Annotated in this window: 15 protein-coding genes; 4 read left to right on the top strand and 11 right to left on the bottom strand. The window is 66.5% G+C overall.

The genetic code is table 11. From position 1 onward, the window contains the following. Positions 1-100: 100 nt before the first annotated feature. From C6P61_RS11990 to C6P61_RS11980, 3 genes are read right to left on the bottom strand one after another with little or no spacing between them, the layout of a single operon-like run. Entirely contained in the window at positions 101-1,078 is a 978-nt protein-coding gene (locus C6P61_RS11990; RefSeq protein WP_244908906.1) for an alpha/beta hydrolase, read from the bottom strand. Positions 1,079-1,092: 14 nt separating this feature from the next. Further along, entirely contained in the window at positions 1,093-1,557 is a 465-nt protein-coding gene (locus C6P61_RS11985) for a cyanophycin metabolism-associated DUF1854 family protein (protein WP_170067384.1), read from the bottom strand. Between the two features lie 5 nt (positions 1,558-1,562). Further along, positions 1,563-3,833: a cyanophycin metabolism-associated ABC transporter gene (locus tag C6P61_RS11980; RefSeq protein WP_105730166.1), complete on the bottom strand. Its 2,271-nt coding sequence runs from the start codon at positions 3,831-3,833 to the stop codon at positions 1,563-1,565. 190 nt (positions 3,834-4,023) lie between these two features. Here C6P61_RS11980 and C6P61_RS11975 point away from each other — a divergent pair, with 190 nt between their 5' ends. Both C6P61_RS11975 and cphA read left to right on the top strand, forming a co-directional pair. After that, complete coding sequence (locus tag C6P61_RS11975; protein WP_342352625.1) at positions 4,024-6,234, top strand: cyanophycin synthetase; 2,211 nt, start codon at positions 4,024-4,026, stop codon at positions 6,232-6,234. Positions 6,235-6,258: 24 nt separating this feature from the next. After that, the gene (gene cphA, locus C6P61_RS11970; RefSeq protein WP_105730164.1) at positions 6,259-8,838 is read left to right on the top strand and encodes a cyanophycin synthetase; all 2,580 of its coding nucleotides are present in this window, start codon (positions 6,259-6,261) and stop codon (positions 8,836-8,838) included. A gap of 123 nt (positions 8,839-8,961) precedes the next feature. Here cphA and C6P61_RS11965 read toward each other — a convergent pair whose 3' ends face one another. Together C6P61_RS11965 and tadA are read right to left on the bottom strand one after the other, a co-directional pair. Next, positions 8,962-9,888 carry an LD-carboxypeptidase gene (locus tag C6P61_RS11965; protein ID WP_105730163.1) on the bottom strand — a complete coding sequence of 309 codons (927 nt, stop codon included), beginning with the start codon at positions 9,886-9,888 and terminating at the stop codon, positions 8,962-8,964. 7 nt (positions 9,889-9,895) lie between these two features. Then, positions 9,896-11,035 carry a tRNA adenosine(34) deaminase TadA gene (gene tadA / locus C6P61_RS11960; RefSeq protein WP_244908905.1) on the bottom strand — a complete coding sequence of 380 codons (1,140 nt, stop codon included), beginning with the start codon at positions 11,033-11,035 and terminating at the stop codon, positions 9,896-9,898. Positions 11,036-11,281: 246 nt separating this feature from the next. On the opposite strand from tadA, the gene C6P61_RS11955 reads away from it, so the two are divergent. Next, complete coding sequence (locus C6P61_RS11955) at positions 11,282-11,554, top strand: hypothetical protein (protein ID WP_105730161.1); 273 nt, start codon at positions 11,282-11,284, stop codon at positions 11,552-11,554. On the opposite strand, the gene C6P61_RS11950 is transcribed toward C6P61_RS11955, so the two are convergent. From C6P61_RS11950 to C6P61_RS11940, 3 genes are read right to left on the bottom strand one after another with little or no spacing between them, the layout of a single operon-like run. Continuing rightward, positions 11,555-11,881 (bottom strand): YdbL family probable chaperone protein, encoded by a 327-nt coding sequence (locus C6P61_RS11950; protein WP_105730160.1) that lies wholly within the window; start codon positions 11,879-11,881, stop codon positions 11,555-11,557. It abuts the gene before it with no gap. A gap of 36 nt (positions 11,882-11,917) precedes the next feature. After that, a complete protein-coding gene (locus C6P61_RS11945; protein ID WP_105730178.1) occupies positions 11,918-12,115 on the bottom strand; it encodes a YnbE family lipoprotein in 198 nt (65 codons plus the stop codon). A gap of 51 nt (positions 12,116-12,166) precedes the next feature. Then, positions 12,167-14,416: an intermembrane phospholipid transport protein YdbH family protein gene (locus C6P61_RS11940; protein WP_105730159.1), complete on the bottom strand. Its 2,250-nt coding sequence runs from the start codon at positions 14,414-14,416 to the stop codon at positions 12,167-12,169. Positions 14,417-14,606: 190 nt separating this feature from the next. Between C6P61_RS11940 and C6P61_RS11935 the strand changes: the two genes are divergently transcribed. Further along, positions 14,607-15,275 (top strand): ATP-binding cassette domain-containing protein, encoded by a 669-nt coding sequence (locus C6P61_RS11935; RefSeq protein ID WP_170067383.1) that lies wholly within the window; start codon positions 14,607-14,609, stop codon positions 15,273-15,275. Between the two features lie 45 nt (positions 15,276-15,320). Here C6P61_RS11935 and C6P61_RS11930 read toward each other — a convergent pair whose 3' ends face one another. From C6P61_RS11930 to C6P61_RS11920, 3 genes are read right to left on the bottom strand one after another with little or no spacing between them, the layout of a single operon-like run. Further along, entirely contained in the window at positions 15,321-17,006 is a 1,686-nt protein-coding gene (locus C6P61_RS11930) for an electron transfer flavoprotein-ubiquinone oxidoreductase (RefSeq protein ID WP_105730157.1), read from the bottom strand. A 22-nt stretch (positions 17,007-17,028) separates the two neighbouring features. Further along, positions 17,029-17,769, bottom strand: a complete 741-nt coding sequence (locus C6P61_RS11925; protein WP_105730156.1) for a response regulator transcription factor — start codon at positions 17,767-17,769, stop codon at positions 17,029-17,031. Next, complete coding sequence (locus tag C6P61_RS11920; protein ID WP_105730155.1) at positions 17,766-19,808, bottom strand: PAS-domain containing protein; 2,043 nt, start codon at positions 19,806-19,808, stop codon at positions 17,766-17,768. Before C6P61_RS11920 ends, C6P61_RS11925 begins: the two co-directional genes overlap by 4 nt. Between the last annotated feature and the right edge of the window lie 217 nt (positions 19,809-20,025).

Genomic DNA, 20,025 nt, shown 5'->3' with positions numbered 1-20,025 from the left:
CGACATTGTAAGTTTTCACGGGAAAACTTGTAAGCCTCGTGGTCTTGCGCGTTCCAGGCACTCACCGCATCGGCCACGAGGAAGGCCTGCTGCCGATCTTTCAGGCCAACGGCGCCAGCCCGAACGCCTGGCGCAGCGCCCTGGCCGCGTCCTGGTGTGCGGTCAGCGCGTCGGGAATGGCGCGTCCCATCTTGATGAAGTCGTGCACCATGCCGCGGTAGATCTCGAGCTCGACCGGCACCCCGCTCATGCGCAGCCGGTCCGCCATCAGCACGCCCTCGTCAACCAGCGGATCGCATTCGGCCAGGCCGAACCAGGCCGGCGCGACGCCGCCGAGGTCATGCGCCAGCAGCGGGGCAAAGCGCCAGTCCTCGTGCTCCTCGTCGCGGCCGAGGTAATGGCCGAAGAACCAGTCGATCGCCTCAGCCTCAAGCAAAAAGCCGTGCGCAAAGGTCTTGTGCGAAGGGGTATCGGCACGCGCCGCGCAACCCGGGTAGAACAGCAACTGCAGGGCCAGCCCGATGCCGGCGTCACGCGCCTGGATCGCGGTCACCAGGCTCAGCGTGCCGCCCGCGCTGTCGCCGCCGACGGCGATCCGGTCCGGGTCCAGCCCGAGTCCGGCCGCCTGCTCGCGCAGCCAGACCAGACCGTCCCAGCAGTCATCGACCGCGGTCGGGAAGCGGTGCTCAGGGGCCAGCCGGTAGTCGAGCGAGAGCACCGCGCAATGCGCCAGGTGCGACAGATGCCGGCACAGGCTGTCGTGGGTGTTGAGGCTGCCGACCGTGAAGCCACCGCCATGCAGATAAAGCAGCACCGGCAGGCCAGGCGCTTCATCAGGCAGCGCGGGCGCATAGAGCCGGGCTGCGACCTGGGTGCCGTCGCGCATCGGCACGCTGAGCTGCTCGACCCGTTTGAGCTTGTGCGGCGGCAGGTCGAGCACGCTGGCGCCGGCCTCGTAGAAGGTCTTGGCCTGTTCGGGCGTCAGCAGATGCAGCGGCATGCGCTGCGCCCGCGCGATGCGGTCGAGCACGCCGCGCATCGCGGGCTTGAGCAAGGCGCGGGGATTGGGGTGATGCATGAATCAGCGAGCCATCACAGGAAGCGGTCGAGCAGCTTGCGGCTGGCCTTGTCGAGCGACAGCGGGTCGCGGATCATGAACTGCACGCCATGGCTGTCGTGCACCAGCAAGGTGGTCGGATTGAGGCGGCGCAGGTCCTCCTCGCCCTTGAGCACGAACTGGCAGCGGCCGCGATCGGTATCGACGGTCCAGGTGCTCGGAGTCGCGAACGAGCTGACCGCGACCAGGCGCTGGATCAGCGGCATGAACTCGCGCTGGTGCAGTTCCTGTTCGAGCAGCGCGCGCTGCTCGGGCGGCAATCCGGCCAGGTCGGCGATCCAGGCCACTTCGTGGCCGCTGGGGCCGACCAGCGAGATATTGGCCGCCGGCGTCTGGATCGGGAAGGCGCGCACGGCCGTGACCGGCTCGTGGACAGCGCCGTCGGGGGTCTGGACCTTGAGTCGGCCCAGCGGGTTGCGTTCGATGCGCAAGTTGTGCATGGTGTTCATTCCTCGGGCAGCAGGTCGCGGTTGGCCTCGGCCTGGCGCTGCTGCGCCTGGTAGAGGCGGAAATAAGCGCCTTCGCGCGCGATCAGCTCGTCGTGCGAACCCTCCTCGACCTTGAGGCCCTTGTCCATCACGACCAGGCGATCGGCCTTGCGCAGGGTGGACAGGCGGTGCGCGATCGCGATCGTGGTGCGGCCCTTGACCAGGTTGTCGAGCGCCTTCTGGATTTCCTTTTCGGTCTCGGTATCGACGGCCGAGGTCGCCTCGTCGAGGATCAGGATGCGCGGGTCGATCAGCAGCGCACGCGCGATCGAGATCCGCTGGCGCTCGCCGCCCGACAGGCCCTGACCGCGTTCGCCGACCAGCGAGTCGTAGCCCAGCGGCAGACGCAGGATGAAGTCATGCGCATGTGCCGCGCGCGCGGCCGCGACGATTTCCTCGCGCGTCGCGTCGGGCTTGCCGTAGGCGATGTTCTCGGCGATGGTGCCGAAGAACAGGAAGGGCTCCTGCAGCACCAGGCCGATATGGCGCCGGTAGTCGGCAATGCCCATCTGGCGGATGTCGGTGCCGTCGACCAGGATCGCGCCCTCGGCCAGGTCGTAGAAGCGGCAGATCAGGTTGACCAGCGTGCTCTTGCCAGAGCCGCTGTGGCCGACCAGGCCCACCATCTCGCCCTCGTTGAGGGTCAGGTCGAGGTCACGGATCACCGCGCGGTTGCCATAGCGGAAACCCGCGCCACGGATCTCGATCTTGCCGCGCATCTTGGGCAGCACCACCGGCTGGGCCGGCTCGGGCACGCTCGAGACATGATCCAGGATGTCGAAGATCCGCTTGGCGCCGGAGGCCGCCTTCTGCGTCACCGAGACGATCCGGCTCATCGAGTCGAGTCTTGTGTAGAAGCGGCCGATGTAGGCGATGAAGGCCGTCAGCACACCGACCGAGATGCTGTCCTTGGACACCAGCCAGATGCCGAAACCCCAGACCATCAGCAGGCCGATCTCGGTCAGCAGCGAGACGGTCGGAGAAAACAGCGACCACAGGCGGTTCAGCCGGTCGTTGACCTCGAGGTTGTAGCGGTTGGCGTCGCGGAAGCGCTGCGCCTCCCGGTCCTCCTGGGCAAAGGCCTTGACGACCCGGATGCCCGGAATCGTGTCGGCCAGCACGCTGGTGACCTCGGACCAGACCCGGTCGATCTTCTCGAAGCCGGTGCGCAGGCGGTCGCGCACGGCATGGATCAGCCAGCCGATGAAGGGCAGCGGCAGCAGGGTCGCCAGCGCCAGCGTCGGGTTGATCGAGAACAGGATGCCGGCCGTCATCAGGATCATCAGCACGTCGGTCGCGAAGTCCAGCAGGTGCAGCGACAGGAAGACGTTGATGCGGTCGGTCTCGTTGCCGATGCGCGCCATCAGGTCACCGGTCCGGCGGCCACCGAAGTATTCGAGCGAGAGCTTGAGCAGGTGCTCGTAGGTGGTGGTGCGCAGGTCGGCGCCGATGCGCTCGGACACCAGCGCCAGGATATAGGTCTTGATCCAGCCCAGCGCCCAGGCCAGCAGCGCCGAGCCGAACAGGCCGCCGAGCAGCCAGCCCACCAGCACGGTATCGATCGGCTGCCCGTTCTGGTAGGGAATCAGCACCCGGTCCATCAGCGGCATGGTCAGATAGGGCGGCACCAGGGTGGCGGCGGTCGCAGCCAGCGTCAGCAAAAAGCCGCTCAGCAGCTGCCAGCGGTAGGGATGGGCGAAGCGCCACAGCCGCAACAGGGTCCAGGTCGACGGTGGCGTGTGGATCACCCGGGCACAGACCTCGCACTCGTCGAGTTCGGGGTCGAGCGGCGACTGGCATTGCGGGCACAGGCTCAAGGGCGCCAGCTGCAGCGGCTTGCCATGCAGCAGGAATTCGCGCCTGGCCTCGAACTGCTCGAGCAGCCGATTGGCCTGCACATGGCCGCCCAGCGTGTAGCGCCAGGCGCCGATGCGCTCGCCGCCCTGCACCAGCTCCAGCAGACCGACGCCGTTGTGGTCGCTGCACAGCAGCTTGAGCTCCTGGTCCAGCGCCCAGTTGCGCAGGCTGGGCTGGTCGGGGCCACCCTCGAAGGCCCAGAGCTGATCGGCCGTGACCACCAGCAAGCCGGCACCGAAACGCAACTGCGCGTCGAGGTCGAGCTCCAGCCAGGCCTGGACCGGCGAGCCGCCCAGCCTGCCAGCGACGGCCAAGCGCCAGGCCGCCGGGAATCCCGACGGCAATTCAGCCAGTTCTTTGAGTGACGACATGTTGCAAATTATTTTGGATGGCTTGACGCGAAAGGCGTCAAGTAAGTAGAAAATCGCCAGCAGCAGGCTGGCCAGGAGGTCGGTGCTCCAGTACTGTCCCGGTAGCCATCCTGATTCAGTTTGTTCAGATTGTAAAGCTGAGCCACTACCGCATTCCTGCCCACCCAGAACCGCTCGACGAGGTCATCCGGTGTCACTTTCCGTCCCCCGATCCGACCTCGCGCCCAGCACGCCCGACATGAAGCACCAACCTATACAGCTGCTGCGCATCAACCATTTGCGCGGCCCCAGCATCTGGACCTACCACCAGGCGGTCGAGGTCCTGATCGACATCGGCGCGCTCGAGGACTGCCCCTCCCATATCCTGCCCGGCTTCACTGACCGGCTGCTGGCCTGGCTGCCAGGACTGCATGAGCATCACTGCGGCTTGGGTTATCGCGGCGGCTTCGTCGAGCGCCTGCGCGACGGCACCTGGCCCGGCCACATCATGGAGCATGTCTCGATCGAGCTGCAGAACCTGGCCGGACTGCCATCGGCCTTCGGCAAGGCGCGCTCGACCGACCAGCGCGGCGTCTACAAGGTGGTGGTGCGCACCGGCCAGAAGCAAGTCGGCATCCGGGCCCTGACCGATGCGCGCGACCTCGTGATGGCCGCGATCAACGACGAACCCTTTGACGTTGCGGCCTGCGTGCAGCAGCTCAAGACGTTGATCGAGCTCCATGCCATGGGCCCGAGCACGCGCGCCATCGTCGAGGCCGCCACCCAGCGCAAGATTCCGCATATCCGCCTGATTGACGACGGCAACCTGGTCCAGCTCGGCTACGGCGCCAAGCAGCGCCGGATCTGGACCGCCGAGACCGACCGCACCAGCGCGATCGCCGAAGGCATCTCCAAGGACAAGGAACTGACCAAGGAGCTGCTCAAGTCCTGCGGCGTGCCGACGCCCGAAGGCCAGGAGGTCGACAACGCCGAGGAAGCCTGGGAAGCGGCGCAGGACATCGGTTTTCCGGTGGTCGTCAAGCCGTCGGACGCCAACCGCGGCCGCGGCGTGGTGCTGAACCTGCACACCCGTGAGCAGGTCATGGCCGCCTACGAGATCGCGGCCAAGGTCAGCTCCTACGTCATGGTCGAGCGCATGGTCCAGGGCGAGGAGCACCGCCTGCTGATCGTCGGCAACAAGCTGGTCGCTGCCGTGCGCGGCGAGCTGTCCTACATCACGGCCGACGGCCAGTCGACGGTGGCACAGCTGGTCGAGGCCCAGATCAACTCCGACCCGCGCCGCGGTGTCGAGGAGCATTTCCCGCTGAACCCGATCCTGCTGCCGCAAAACGGCAAGGTCATGCTCGAGCTCAAGCGCCAGGAGCTGGAGCCCGACTCGGTGCCCGAGGCCGGGCGCAAGATCCTGCTCGAGCGCAACGGCGTGCTGAGCCAGGACATCACCGACCTGGTTCACCCCTCGGTGGCCGAACTGGCCGCGCTGGCCGCGCGCATCGTCGGCCTCGACATCGCCGGCGTCGACGTGGTCGCGACCGACATCTCGCGTCCGCTCGAGTCCCAGGGCGGCGCCATCATCGAGGTCAATGCCGGCCCCGGCCTGCTGATGCACCTCGAGCCTGCCGTCGGCCAACCGCGCCCGGTCGGCGAGGCCATCGTCGAGCACCTGATGGGACCGGACAACAGCGGCCGCATCCCGGTGGTCGGCATCAGCGGCGTCGAGCACACCACGGCGGTCGCGATGCTGACCGGCTGGCTGCTGTACCGCGCCGGCTACATCACCGGCCTGGCCTGCAATGCCGGCATGTACCTGCAGATGGACAAGATCGAGACCGCCTCCCCGGGTGAATGGGAGTCCGGCCAGCGCATCCTGATGAACCGCACCACCACGGCGGCGGTGATCGAGAGTTCGCCGCGCAGCATCCTCGAGAACGGCCTGGCCTACGACCGCTGCCAGGTCGGCGTCGTGACCGGCCTGCCCGAGCCCGTCGGGCTGGAGGACCACCATATCCACAGCCACGAGCAGATGCGTACGGTGCTGCGCACCCAGATCGACGTCGTGCTGCCGACCGGCTGCGCCGTGCTCAACGCCGACGACGCGGCTTGCGCCGGTCTGGCCGAGCTCTGCGACGGCTCGGTGCTGTTCTACACCGTGAACGCCGACCACGAACTGCGCGCCGAGCATTGCGCCCAGGAGTCGGGCCGCTTTCTGGTCGTGCGCGAGCAGCAGATCCTGCTGCTCGGACACCAGACCGAAACCCCCGTGATGGACCTGCGCCATCCGGTGGTCGAGCGGCTGCTGCAGCAGCACCTGCCCTTGCCCGCCCTGCTGGCCGCCGTCGGCGCCGCGCTCGCGCTCGAGATGGACCCGGCCCTGGTTCGCGCCGGGGTCGAGACCGCCGAATAAACCTTTTCTGGTTGATCAAGCAAGATGGAAGTTTCCCGCATCCGGGCCCTGCGCGGCCCCAACCTCTGGTCCCGCCACACCGCGATCGAGGCCGTCATCACGCTCACGCCCGCGGAGTGCGATCTGTCCCAGCTGCCCGGCTTCGTCGAGCACCTGCGCCAGCGCTTCCCGCAGATCGGCGCCCTGCAGCAGCCCAGCGCCCAGGTCCGGCTGTCGCTGGCCCATGTGCTCGAGCGCGCGACGCTGGCGCTGCAGGCCGAGGCCGGCTGCAAGGTCAGCTTCGGCCGCACCTCGAAGGCGCCCGATCCTGGGGTCTACCAGATCGTGGTCGAATACACCGAGGAAAAGGTCGGCCGCATGGCGCTTGATCTTGCGATCGAACTGGTCGAAGCCGCGCTGGAAGAAAAGCCGTTCGACCTGGTCGAGGCCATCGCCCGTCTGCGCGAGACCGACGAGGACGTGCGACTCGGTCCTTCGACCGGCTCCATCGTCGACGCCGCAGTCGCGCGCGGCATTCCCTACCGCCGCCTGACCCAGGGCAGCCTGGTCCAGTTTGGCTGGGGCAGCAAGCAACGCCGCATCCAGGCCGCCGAGATCGACCGCACCAGCGCGATCGCCGAAGGCATCGCCCAGGACAAGGACCTGACCAAGAAGCTGCTGCACTCGGCTGGCGTGCCGGTGCCGCTGGGCCGCCCGGTCAAGGACGAGGAAGACGCCTGGGCCGCGGCGCAGGAACTCGGCGGACCGGTCGTGGTCAAGCCGCTAGACGGCAACCAAGGCAAGGGCGTGACCGTCAACGTCGAGACGCGCGAGCAGGTCATGGCCGGCTACCGCAATGCGCGCCATTACCGCGAGGAAATCCTGGTCGAGCGCTTCCTGCCCGGCATCGACTACCGCTTCCTGGTGGTCGGTGACAAGCTGGTGGCCGCCGCGCGGCGCGATCCGCCGCTGGTGATCGGTGACGGATCGCACACGGTGCGCGAACTGGTCGAGATCGTCAACCAGGACCCCAAGCGCGGCGACGGCCATGCCACGCCGCTGACCAAGATCCGGCTCGACGACATTGCGCTCGACCGCCTGCGCGAACAGGACCTGACCCCCGAATCGGTGCCGGTGCTGGGCCAGCGCGTCGTGCTGCGCAACAACGCCAACCTCTCGACCGGCGGCAGCGCCACCGACGTGACCGACGAAGTCCACCCCGAGGTGGCCGCACGCGCCGTGGCCGCGGCCCAGATGGTGGGCCTGGACATCTGCGGTGTCGACGTTGTCTGCCAGAACGTGATCGAGCCGCTCGAGCAGCAGTCCGGCGGCGTGGTCGAGGTCAACGCCGCCCCGGGTCTGCGCATGCACCTGAGCCCGAGCTTCGGCAAGGGCCGCAATGTAGGCGAGGCCGTGATCCAGCACATGTACCCGCATGGCGATGACGGCCGGATTCCGATCATCGCGGTCACCGGCACCAATGGCAAGACCACCACCGTGCGCCTGACCTCGCACCTGCTCAAGGGCAACGGCCTGCGCGTGGGCATGACCAACACCGACGGCGTCTACGTCAATGGTCGCCAGACCGACAGCGGCGACTGCAGCGGCCCGCGCAGCGCCCGCAATGTGCTGATGCACCCCGATGTCGATGCAGCCGTGTTCGAGACCGCACGCGGCGGCCTGCTGCGTGAGGGCCTGGCCTATGACCGCTGCCAGGTCGCGGTCGTGACCAACGTCGGCAGCGGCGACCACCTGGGGCTGAACTTCATCACCACGCTCGAGGACCTGCGCGTGCTCAAGCGCGTAATCGTGCTCAACGTCGCGCCCGGCGGCATGGCCGTGCTCAACGGCACCGACCCCGAAGTCGTCAAGATGGCCCGCCATTGCCCGGGCCAGATCACCTACTTCGGCTACGACCCGCACCACCCGGTGATCGCCACCCATCGCGCCCTGGGCAAGCGGGTGCTGTTCGTCGACCAGGGTGACATCGTCGCCTCCGCAGGCGGGCAGGAGACGCGCATCCCGCTGTCGGGGGTGCCGATCACCGCCAATGGCGCGATCCGCTTCCAGGTCGAGAACGCGCTGGCTGCCATCGGTGCGGCCTGGGCGCTGAACCTGCCCTGGGACAACATCAAGGCCAGCCTCGCGACCTTCATCAGCGACGCCCAGGCCGTGCCGGGCCGCTTCAACCTGTTCGACTACCAGGGCGCGACGCTGATCGCCGACTACGGCCACAACCCGGACGCGATCCAGGCCTTGTCCGATGCGGTCAAGAACATGCCGGCCAAGCAGCGCGTGGTCGTGATCAGCGGCGCGGGCGACCGGCGCGACGAGGACATCCGCGACCAGACCAAGATCCTGGGCCAGGTGTTCGACGAGGTCATCCTGTACCAGGATGCCTGTCAGCGCGGCCGCGCCGATGGCGAGGTGCTGGCGCTGCTGCGCGAAGGCCTGGTGGGCGCTACCCGCACCCAGCGCGTGCAGGAGATCCAGGGCGAATTCGTCGCGATCGACACCGCGCTGGCCGGACTCGAGCCCGGCGACCTGTGCCTGATCCTGATCGACCAGGTCGAGGAGGCGCTGGCGCATATCGCCAAGCGCTGCGAGCAAGCCAAGGGCGGCTGACAGCACTGACGCCAAGCCGGCCAGGCTTGACCTCCGAAGGGGCTGCGCTTGGGCGCAGCCTTTTTGTTTTTCGGCGCCGGGGAGCCCTGGCTCAATCGGACCAGAGCGACGCCTTTAGGCCGCTCAATCCCAGAACAGGATCGCTTCGCGCCCGCTGACCGCCAGGTCGAGCCGGGCACCGACCGGCAGCAGCACCTTGGTCGGCACATGGCCGAACGGCAGGCCGGTCAGTACCGGAACCGGCAGCTGGCTGCGCAGCCAGTCGACCACACTCTGCAACTTGAAGCCCTTGTCATGCGGCACCAGCTGGTAGCGGTTGAACTGGCCCAGCAAGACCGCCTGTTGCCGGCCCAGCACGCCCGCATGCAGCAGCTGGGTCAGCATGCGCTCGATGCGGTAGGGATGCTCGGCCACATCTTCCAGGAACAGGATGCCGCCCTCGATCTGCGGAAAATAAGGCGTGCCGAGCAAGGAGACCAGCACCGACAGGTTGCCGCCCCAGAGCTGGGCCTGCTCGACGCCCCAGCCCTCCTCGCCGCTGAGCTCGGGGTGGGCGCGCAGGTCGGACAGCGGCAGGCGCCAGCCCGTGCCCTCGCCCTGGCCGACCAGCAGGTCGTCGAAGCAGTCCTGCATGATCTCGTCGGGTTCCTCCGGCACGCCGAAGTCGGCCAGCAACGCGGGACCAGCCCAGGTCTGAGTGCCGTTTTGCGCCAGCAGCGCCAGCTGCAGCGCGGTGAAGTCGCTCAGGCCCACGAACTGGGTGCCGCGCTCGACCGCCTGCTGCAATTCGGCAAAGGGAAGACGTGGCAGCAGGCGAGTCAGGCCATAGCCGCCGCGCGAGATCAGCGCGACCTGCGCGCCGCTGGCAGCCGCGCGCCCAATCGCGGCCAGGCGGGTATCATCGTCGCCGGCAAAGCGCTGGTGACTGCTGAGCGCATCGGCATCGATCTCGACCTCATGGCCGCGGGCCTGCAGGCGTTTGACGCCGCGACGGAAGGCGGCCTTGTCGCGCACGGCGCCGCTCGGTGAATAGATGTAGATATGAGCCATGGGCTGATTATCGGGGCTGGTTTGCCCCCTTGGGCGACGGCGCGGCTGGCTGGCGCTGGCTGCGCGGCTGGCGGTCTTTTCTGGCCAGTGGGCGCGGCAAGCCGGTATCCCAGCCATGGGCGCGCCAGGCCAGTGGTCCCGCCTGGTGGCCGGCATCGGGAAACGGCGCCTGCCCCAGCTCGGGCGTCCAGGCGCCCAGCTCAGGACCGTCGAGTGCCAGCAACTGGCCGACCCGCTGCGGCGCGGCCTCACGCAGCCGTTGTGCCAGCACCTGCTGCCCCGGCGCGTAGGCGATGTTGAACTGCTGCACGCCGCGCGAATCGAGCCAGGCCAGCAGCAGGGCCAGATGCTGCTCGAGCTGATGCCAGGCCGACTTTTTCGGCTTGTCGCTCTGGCCAAAGCCGATCAGGTCGGGCAGCAGCACGCGCTCTCCCGCCTCGCAACGGAACTGGGCCCAGTCGGCCAGCTGCGGCCACCAGGCGTCAGGGCCGTGCAGCGCCAGCCAGTGGCTCTCAGCCGGCCTGGGTCCCAGGTCCAGCGCGTGCAGGCGCAGGCCCTGCAGTTCCGGCAGGTCTTGCTCGAAGCTTGCCGCCGGCTGCAATTGCGGCCAGGTCTGCCAGGCCGGTGCGAAGCGCCGCTCGGGCGTGCGCAGCGCGTCCTCGCGCAAGGGCGTCGCGGCCTGTTTGGCCTGCCGGCGGCGACTGGCAAAGAATTCCTGCATCAGCGCGCCGCATTCTTCGGCCAGCACGCCGCCCACCACCTCGGTCTGGTGATTCAGCTCGCGGTAGCCAAACAGGTCCAGCACCGAACCGGCCGCGCCGGTCTTGGGCTCACGTGCACCATAGACCACGCGCTTCAAGCGCGCATGCAGCATGGCCTGTGCGCACATGGCGCAGGGCTCCAGCGTGACATAGAGCTCGCAGTCGTCGAGCCTGTAATTGCCCAGCTTGCGCGCCGCCTCGCGCAAGGCCAGCATCTCGGCGTGCGCCGTCGGGTCGTGCAGGCCAATCGGCTGGTTGTGGCTGCAGGCCAGCAGCTCGCTGGCAGTCGCGGCATCGGTTTCGCGGCCCTGGCGCACCAGCACCGCGCCGACCGGCACCTCGCCCTGTTGCGCCGACTGGCGCGCTGCGTCGAGCGCCAGCCGCATGAAGCCTAGATCTCGCGCTTGGGGCCAGTCGGTTGCATCAATGGAAGTCGCTGAACCGTTGTGCGGCGGCAGATGGGCGGACGAAAGCGCAGGCATGGCATGTGGACCGCGACCAGGCGAGTGACGCGGCAGTAGAGCGGCAGTAAAAGGATCGAGGATCGGCGCGATTATCCCACCCGCGCGGGCTGGCAGAGTTGAGCGAAAATCCCGGGTCTTCGACCTTCCATGATTCACACAGGACTTCCGATGGCCAGCGCCCTGCCCAACCCTCTCACGCTCAAGTTGCCCGACGGCCATATCTTCGAGGACCTCAAGCTGCGCCGTTGCGCCGACGATGCGATCGACCTCGACATGGACCTGGTCAAGAAGGTCTGCCAGCTCAACGGGCTGGACTTCGACAAAGTGCTGGCCAACCCGGGACCGGTGGTCAGCACCATCCTGACCGTCTGGTACAAGAGCCATCTGGCCGAAGGCGGCGACCCCGACCCCTTGATGGAAGCCCTCAAGCAGGGCAACTGACTATTTCTTGACCCAGCCGCCCTGGCCCTGGATGTAGTTGCCGGGCTGGGTGCGTTGCAAGGCCTCGCGCGCGAATACGGCGGCGGCATCGTTGACCGATATGCCGTTGCGGGTGGCAATCTGCTCGAACTGGGCCGTGCGCTGGCGGTTGACCTGGTCCAGCAACTGGCGCACCGCGGGTGGCGCGTCGCTGCGCACCAGACCCAGATAGCCATCGCGCTGCTCGCCGAGCCAGCCCTGCGACTTGGCATCGGCCAGCTCGATCGCATGCGCTGTGCCGACCAGCAGCGCGAGTCCCAGGACGGCGGCCTTGAATGCTTTTTTCATGTGCTTGCTCGTTGTCATAAGGGCCATCAGGCCGGATCAGAACAGGCCCTTGTCGGACTGGAACATCTGCTGCACTTCCTTCTCGACCTTGAGCAGGATTTCATGCTTGATGTTGACCGTCATGTTGATCTCGATCGGCTTGTCGGGGGCCTGCAGCTTGACCGTGGGCGAACAGGCAGCAAGCAGCAGGACCGACAGGCCCAGCAGCCCGATGACGCGTGAATGTTGTGGCATCGACTCCTCCATGATCCAGCGGCGGGGGCCGCGGACAATCCTGGCGCTACCTTACTCCGGAATGCCCTGCTGCAACTGCTTCAGGATGTAAGCATCGAAGTCGCCCGACAACAGCGCGCCCTTGAACAGGCCAGGCAAGGCGCCATCGAGCTTGAGCTTGAAGGCAATCGGGTGCCCGCGGTAGAACTCGGGATTGTTGCCGTCGAGCCGCATGTTCACGGCATATTTGCCATCGGCCTGGTAATCGAGATCAAGCCCGAACTGGCTGTAGCGGAAGTCACGCAGCGCCTGCAGGCCCGGGTTGTCGGTGACGGGCACTGTACTGACATAGCGCAGTTGGCCGGCCTGCTGGCTCGACAGCTGGCCGTTGCGGATTTCGACGCCGGCCGCAGTCCAGACCAGCGGCAACTGACCCGACAGGCGGCCATTGCCCGACAGCCCCGGCACGTCCAGGATGGTCAACAGGCGCTCCAGATCGATCTGGCTGACATTGAGCGGGATCTGCCACGAGATATGTTCCGGACTGGCAGGCAGCTTGAGAGCGACTTCCGCGGCTGACAGTTTTCCGTCCAGCAGTCCGGCGTCGAACCGATGCAGCTGCAACAGGCGATCTGTCCAGTCGAGCGCGAGGCTGGCTGGCGCCAGTGCCAGACCAGCGGCCAAGCTGGCCGTTTCGAGCTTGAGCGCCAGGCTGCCTGCCAGCGGCGCCATTCCCTTGAGTGTCAGGTCCAGATTGATCCCCTTGGCCAGCGCCTTGTCCCAGCCGATTTCGGCCTGCTTCAGCTGCCACTGCCCCGTCACCACGGGCTCGACGGCCTTGCCGGGGCGCAGGCAAAGCTGCCCGGCCAGCCAGCCCGATCCCGCGCCGGCCTTGATGCGCAGTAGCTGCAGGTTTTTCGGGCGCGGCTGCAGCAGCCGGTCGAGCGTGGCCAGCGAGCCCGCATAGTCCAGCCTGCCCTGGCCGCAGGAACTTGTCAGCCCATAGTCACCGGCCAGCTGGAGCAGCGGCTGGCCTTGCAGCAACAGCTGTCCCGTCAGGGCGAGCTTCTGGTCCTGCAAGCGCCATTGGGTCTCAAGCGCGGCGGCAGGCCAGTCGGCATGCAGTTGGGTTGCCGCCAGGCGCAGCTGTCCATTGGCGGAACGCAGCGAGGCATTGCGCGCCAGATCAAGCTGCAAGCGCTCCAGCGTGAGCGCCAACGGCTCCTCCCTGCCCTTCAATTGCAGCTCGAACGGCAGGCTGGCGCTGTAGCGCTGCGGTCCGGGTGCAATGCGCCAGGCCTGTTTCAAGGTGGAGGCAGCCATCCAGGCGGGTCCGCGCCCGGCGCTGATTTTCCATTTCAATGCCGGTTGCAGGGTGGTCGACCATTCGATGCCCGTTTTTCCCGGACGCAGCTGCAGCGAAGCCGGACCGTTCAGCTGAATGCGGGTCGGATTGCTCGCAGCGCCCCACTCCAGCTGGGCCTGGTCGGCCTGCAGTTGGGCCTCGAGCGATGTCCATTGGCCTGTGTAGGGGCCAAGTTCCAGCAAGGCCTTGAAGTTCAGGATGCCATTGCCACGCGGTAGCTCGGTAGTTGGCAGCAGCCATTTGCCAAGCGGTGTCGCTAGCTTGAGCGGAAACTTACCCTGTATTTCGACTTTGGGTTTTGTTTTGGTTACTTGATTCAGTGGTGAGCTTAATTTTGCGTAAGTTACATATAAATCGACAACAGCAGGCTGGTCGCTCTTGTAGGGCCAGTGCAGCTCGGCTTTCACTGCGGCTCCAGGGGTGACCAGCAGTTGCAGTGGTTGCCGATCGATTTCCGCTGCCATCAGCAGTCGGCCATCACTTTGCTGTTGCAACTGCAAGGGCGTCTCGATCTGCCAGCTCCTGCCCTGGCCGAGCTCGACCGAGGCTTGCAGGCGCTCGATCCTGAGCTCGGTCAATGGCAGCGGGGACTCGAACAGTCGCGGCCAGGGCTGCGGGTCGCTGGCCTGGCCAGCGCGCCAGACCGCCTTGGCCTGGCGCACCTGCAGCAGGTCGACATGGCGCTTGAACAGCGAAAAGTCGACCTGCACCCCTTGCAGCTCGAGCTCGATGCGCGAGCCACCCTGCCCGTCCTGGCTCAGTTGCAGCTGATCGAACCTGAGCCGGCCGGACTCGACCGACTCCACCTGCACCGAATCGATGGTCCAGCCAGCGATCGACTCACCTTGGAGCTGGGCCATGCCGCCCCTGCTCTGCCAAGCCATCCAGCCCGCAAGCAGCATGGCCAGCACCAGGGCCAGCCCGAGAAAGCGATATATCCAGCGTCTTGATTTCATGCGACATCCAGCCAAACCGGCAGCGCGCCTGGGACCGTCTATCCAGGCTGACCGTTTGCCTCAAGGGTAAGCGATTCAATCGCACTGTGCCTGAAGTCCGTCTTGCCAGCGGCGCCAGGATGAACGTCCGGCCAGACTGCCCCGATCGTCGACAATCGAGCGCTTCAGCATGTCACCGTTTGCGAATCCCATGTCTTCACTGCCCGAGGCGTCAATTTCAGCCCCCTACCCGGTCCTGCTGCTGGCCGAGGATCTGGTCCTTGACTGTCCAGGCTCGGAGCCGCGGCGTCTGACCGGACTGCAGCTCAGGCCCGGGCTCACGCTGGTCCGCAGCGACGAGGACAGCGACATGAGCCATCTGCTGCGCTGGCTCTCAGGCACGGTCAAGCCACGCAGCGGCCAGGTGCAGTGGCTGTTGCATTCCAGACCGGTATCAACCACCGAGCTGGAACGGCTGGTGTTCTGGGCCGATCCGGCCGACCGTTCGCAGGACAAGATGAGCGTGAGCGCTTACTGGCAACAGCTGCGCGGGCGCTACCCACGCTGGAACGATGCCATGCTCGACGAGTTGCAGGCCGAACTGGGACTGACGCCTCATCTGGACAAGGCGCTGTTCATGCTGTCGACCGGCAGCCGGCGCAAGGTGGCGCTGGCTGCCGCCTTGGCGGCCGGTGCCGCACTGACCTTGCTGGATCAGCCCTATGCGGCACTCGACCTGCCGTCCAGGCGCTGCATCACGCGCTGCCTGCTGGACTGCGCCAGTCAGGCCGAACGGATATATGTGATGGCGGATTACGAGGCGCCCGAAGGCGTGCCGCTGAGCCAGCTGATCGACTTGAATCGGCTGCTGCCAGGCTGAAGACCAGGGGACGCTGGCACAGCGGGGCTGTACCGCGCCGCCGATTCACATGCCTGCGTAGTTAGGACCGCCGCCGCCCTCGGGCGTGACCCAGACGATGTTCTGCGTCGGGTCCTTGATGTCGCAGGTCTTGCAGTGCACGCAGTTCTGCGCGTTGATCACCAGCTGGTCCTGTCCGTCCTTGTTCATGAACTCGTAGACACCAGCCGGGCAGTAGCGGCTCTCGGGACCGGCGAACCTGGCCAGGTTGATGTTGACCGGCACACTGGTGTCCTTCAAGGTCAGGTGTGCCGGCTGGTTTTCCTCGTGGTTGGTGTTGCTGATAAACACGCTGCTCAGGCGGTCGAAGGTCAGCTTGCCGTCGGGCTTTTGATACTCGATCTTCGGGCTTTCGGCTGCGGGCTTGAGATAAGTGTGATCGGCGTGCGTACGGTGCAGGCTCCACGGCGGGCGCTTCATGCCGAGCTTGGGCAGCAGCCAGTGCTCGATGCCGGTCATCAGCGCGCCCATGGTGTTGCCCTTCTTGAACCAGGCCTTGAAGTTGCGCGACTGGTCGAGCTCGGCGTGCAGCCAGCTCTGCTCGAAGGCTTGCGGGTAGGCAGCGAGTTCGTCGCTCTGGCGACCTGCTTGAACAGCTTCGAACGCGGCCTCGGCGCACAGCATGCCGCTCTTGATCGCGGCATGGCTGCCCTTGATGCGCGCGGCGTTCAGGTAGCCCGCGTCGCAGCCGACCAATGCGCCGCCCGGGAACACGGTTTTCGGCAGCGAGTGCAGGCCGCCAGCGACGATGGCGCGCGCGCCGTAGCCGATGCGCTTGCCGCCTTCCAGATGGGCGCGGATAGCAGGGTGGGTCTTCCAGCGCTGCATTTCCTCGAACGGGGAGAGCCAGGGGTTCTGGTAGTCGAGTCCGACCACGAAGCCGAGCGTGACCTTGTTGCCCTCCAAGTGATAGAGGAAGCCGCCGCCGTAGGTCTGGCCATCGAGCGGCCAGCCGGCGGTGTGCACCACCAGGCCAGGCTTGGCCTTGTCGGCTGGGATTTCCCACAGTTCCTTGATGCCGATGCCGTAGGTTTGCGGGTCCTTGCCAGCGTCGAGCTGGAAATGCGAAATCAGCGACTTGCCCAGGTGGCCGCGTGCGCCTTCGGCGAACACGGTGTACTTGGCGTGCAGCTCCATGCCGATCTGGAACGCGTCGGTCGGCTCGCCATCCTTGCCCAGGCCCTGGTGGCCGGTGGCGACGCCCTTGACGCTGCCGTCCTCGTTGAACAGCACTTCGGACGCGGCAAAGCCCGGGAAGATCTCGACCCCCAGGCCTTCGGCCTGCTCACCGAGCCACTTGGTCACCGCACCGAGGCTGATCACGTAGTTGCCGTCGTTGTGGAAGCAGTCGGGCAGCAGCCAGTCAGGGGTCTTCTTGACGCCGGTTTCAGACAGGAACAGCACCTCGTCGCCAGTGACCGGCTGGTTCAACGGCGCGCCCTGCGCCTTCCAGTCGGGCAGCAGTTCCGTGATCGCCTGTGGGTCCATCACGGCGCCCGACAGAATATGGGCGCCGGGCTCGGAGCCTTTTTCGAGCACGCAGACGTTGACCTCGCTGCCCTTCTCGGCGGCGAGTTGCTTCAGGCGGATCGCGGTTGCCAGGCCGGCCGGGCCGGCGCCCACGATCACCACGTCGTATTCCATCGCTTCGCGCGGGCCGTATTGTTCGAGCAAGGTGGCAGGTGTCTTCATGTTTGTTGGGGATTGAGTGAGCTCATGACCAGATGACGGCGGCCGTGAACATGTAGCCGGCGCCGTAGACGGTCTTGATGATCTTGGGGTTTTGCGGATCGGGTTCGAGCTTGCGCCGGATGCGCGAGATCCGCACGTCGATGCTGCGGTCCATCGGGGACAGGTCGCGCTGACCGAGCAACTGCTCGCGCGTGAGGATCTGGTGCGGGCGCTCCAGGAAGGCTTTCAGCACCCGTGATTCGGCATTGCCCAGCACATGCTCCTCGCCGGCAGGGTCGCGCAAGGTGTTGGCAGCGCAATCCCAGCTCCAGTCCAGGAAGCGGGCATAGCGGCGCTGCCGGGCCTCGGGCACCGGGTCCTGGGGCTGGCGTCGGCGCAGGATGCTGCGCACCCGTGCCACCAGCTCGCGCGGGTCGAACGGCTTGGTGATGTAGTCATCCCCGCCGAGCTCCAGCCCCATCACCCGGTCCACCGGATGGTCGCGCCCGGTCAGGATCAGCACGCCGCATGAACTGATCTGGCCGATCTGCCGCACCAGTTCGATGCCGTCCATGTCCGGCAGGCCGAGGTCGACAACGCACAGCGCCGGATGCTCGGCCCGGATATGGTGCAGCACCGAGCCGCCGTCGCCAAAGCGCCGGACCTGGAACTGGAACGACTCCAGCATTCTGACGACCAGTTGCGCCACGCCAATATCGTCCTCGACCACGAAGATCAGCGGGCTGGAGGCACATGGCCTCGGGGTGGCGGTGACTTCGGTCATGGCCGGGCACTCGAGAGGGCGAGCTGCAGTTCGGCGCGCGAGAACGGCTTTTGCAGGAAGGGCACTTCTGCCGCCACGGCGCGGTTGGGCACGAAGGCACTCATCAGCACGATGCGCGGGATCGAGCCCTTGGCGCGCGCATGGGCCACGACTTGCAGGCCATCGATCGAGCCGGGCATCACGACATCGGACAGCAGGAGCTCGATGCCCTGGGTGTGGTCGATCAGGTCGAGGGCTTCGGCGCCGTTTTCCGCCTCGATGACCGAAAAGCCGATGTCGAGCAACTCGCGCCGCAGCAACTGGCGCAGGCCGGGATCATCCTCGACCAGCAGGGCCAGGCCACGCCTGCCCTCGGACGGAATCTCTGGCGCCAGCGAGGGGGCATCGACCGGATCAGCCGGCAAGGTCACGCTGCCGGGCAGCGGGAAAAACAGCGAAACGGTCGTGCCCTGCTCGACCTGACTGCGCAACTCGATCGCACCGGCCGACTGCTGAACGAAGCCATAGACCATGGCCATGCCCATGCCGCTGCCTTGTCCCGGCGCCTTGGTGCTGAAGAAGGGCTCGAAGACACGGTCCATGGTCAGCTGGTCCATGCCGCAACCGTCATCCTCGACGCTGATGCGGGCGTACTGGCCAGCGGCCAGGTCGAGCTTGGCAGCGGCTTCCGGTCCCAATGTGACCTGGCTGCAGCGGATCGTGATCCGGCCCTTGCCACCGGTCGCGTCGCGGGCATTGAGCGCCAGATTCAGCAGGGCATCCTGCAGCTGGTTCGGGTCGAGGCAGACGAAAAGCGGCTGCGGCCAGGGTTCGGTGACGAAGCTCAGGCTGTCGGGCAGCACGCCGCGCAACAGGGTCGCGGTACGGGCCAGGCACAGGTTGAGGTCCTCGACCCGGCTGCTCAGGGGATGCTTGCGCGCAAAGGACAGCAGGCCCCGGATCAGGTGGGAGCCGCGCAACGCGGCGTCGAGCGCCGGCTTCAGGTAGTCATTGAGGTAGGGGCTCAGGGCCGGGATTTCAGCCAGCGCCGTCAGGTTGCCCTGGACCACGGCCAGGATATTGTTGAAGTCGTGCGCCAGACCGCCGGTCAGCAATCCGAGCGCTTCCATCTTCTGCGCCTGGGCCATGCGGTCATGCGCCAGCCGTTCGTCCGTGACATCGAAGGTCAGCTCGAAGCAGCCGACGACCTCGCCCTGCGGGCTGGTCTCGGGAATCAGGCTGGTGCGCGCGACCCGCAGCCCCCGGTGCACCGTCTGCACCTCGTACTCGAAGGTGACGGCGCTGCCCCTGATGGCCTGCATGACATAGGGCCGGATCCGGGAATAGGTGTCCTCGCCCAGGAAAGCCCGGGCCTTGATCGTTTCCGGCTTGCTCGGATCGATGCCGAACCAGTCGCGGTAGCCGCGGTTGACGTAATGGTAGTGGCGGTCATGGCCGAAATAGGCCAGCAGCGCGGGAATCGAATCCGTGATCAGCCGCATCCGGCCCTCGCTGCGCACCAGCGACAGCGCAATCGCCTCGTTGTGCTCGAGCGCCTGGCGCAGGTGGGCGTTGGTCTGCAGCAGTTCGGCGGTGCGCTCGGCGACCCGGGCTTCGAGCCAGGCGTTCTGCTCGCGGATCAGCGCCTCCCGATGCCTGGCCTCGGTGACATCGGAATAGAAGGTCATCAGGCCCCGGCCGGGGACCGCCAGGCCGCGCACACTCAGCACGGTGCCGTTGGGGCGGATGCGCTCGATCTCGTATTCCTGGAAGCTTCTGGCCACGGCGACGCGCTCCGCCGTCTGCTGTTTCGGGTCACCGGGCCCGTATTCGCCGCGCAGGGCGTTGTAGCGAATGAAGCTCTCGACAGGCGCCCCCGGATAGGCCATCTCGGGCGGGAAATCGAACAGGCGCAGGAAACATCGGTTCCAGGCCACGAGTTTCAGATCCTTGTCGACCAGGATGATGCCCTGGTCGATCAGATCGAGCGCCGCCTGCAAGGCCTCGCAGCGCTGCGGCTCAGCGGGCAATGGATGGTGATGTTGGACTTCTGCGTCCATGGTGTCTCGCACAGGCATGGTCAATCTTGACGGATTCTAGGATTGCGGCAGTACCCACTGCGGGCCTTGCAAACATTCGTCACATTTGAAGAAGACTGGTGCAAAGAAGGTTACCGATGATAACGAGTGATGCAGCCTGGAACCCCTGACCAGGCACCTGCCGCACACCAGAGAGGAGACACCAGTGACACATATCAATCCCTACGAGCAGGGGCTG

It is taken from the genome of Malikia spinosa (genome assembly GCF_002980625.1).
GTDB classification, from domain to species: domain Bacteria; phylum Pseudomonadota; class Gammaproteobacteria; order Burkholderiales; family Burkholderiaceae_C; genus Malikia; species Malikia spinosa.
Note: the sequence above shows the minus strand (reverse complement) of the source record. Positions and strands in the feature narration are given on the sequence as shown.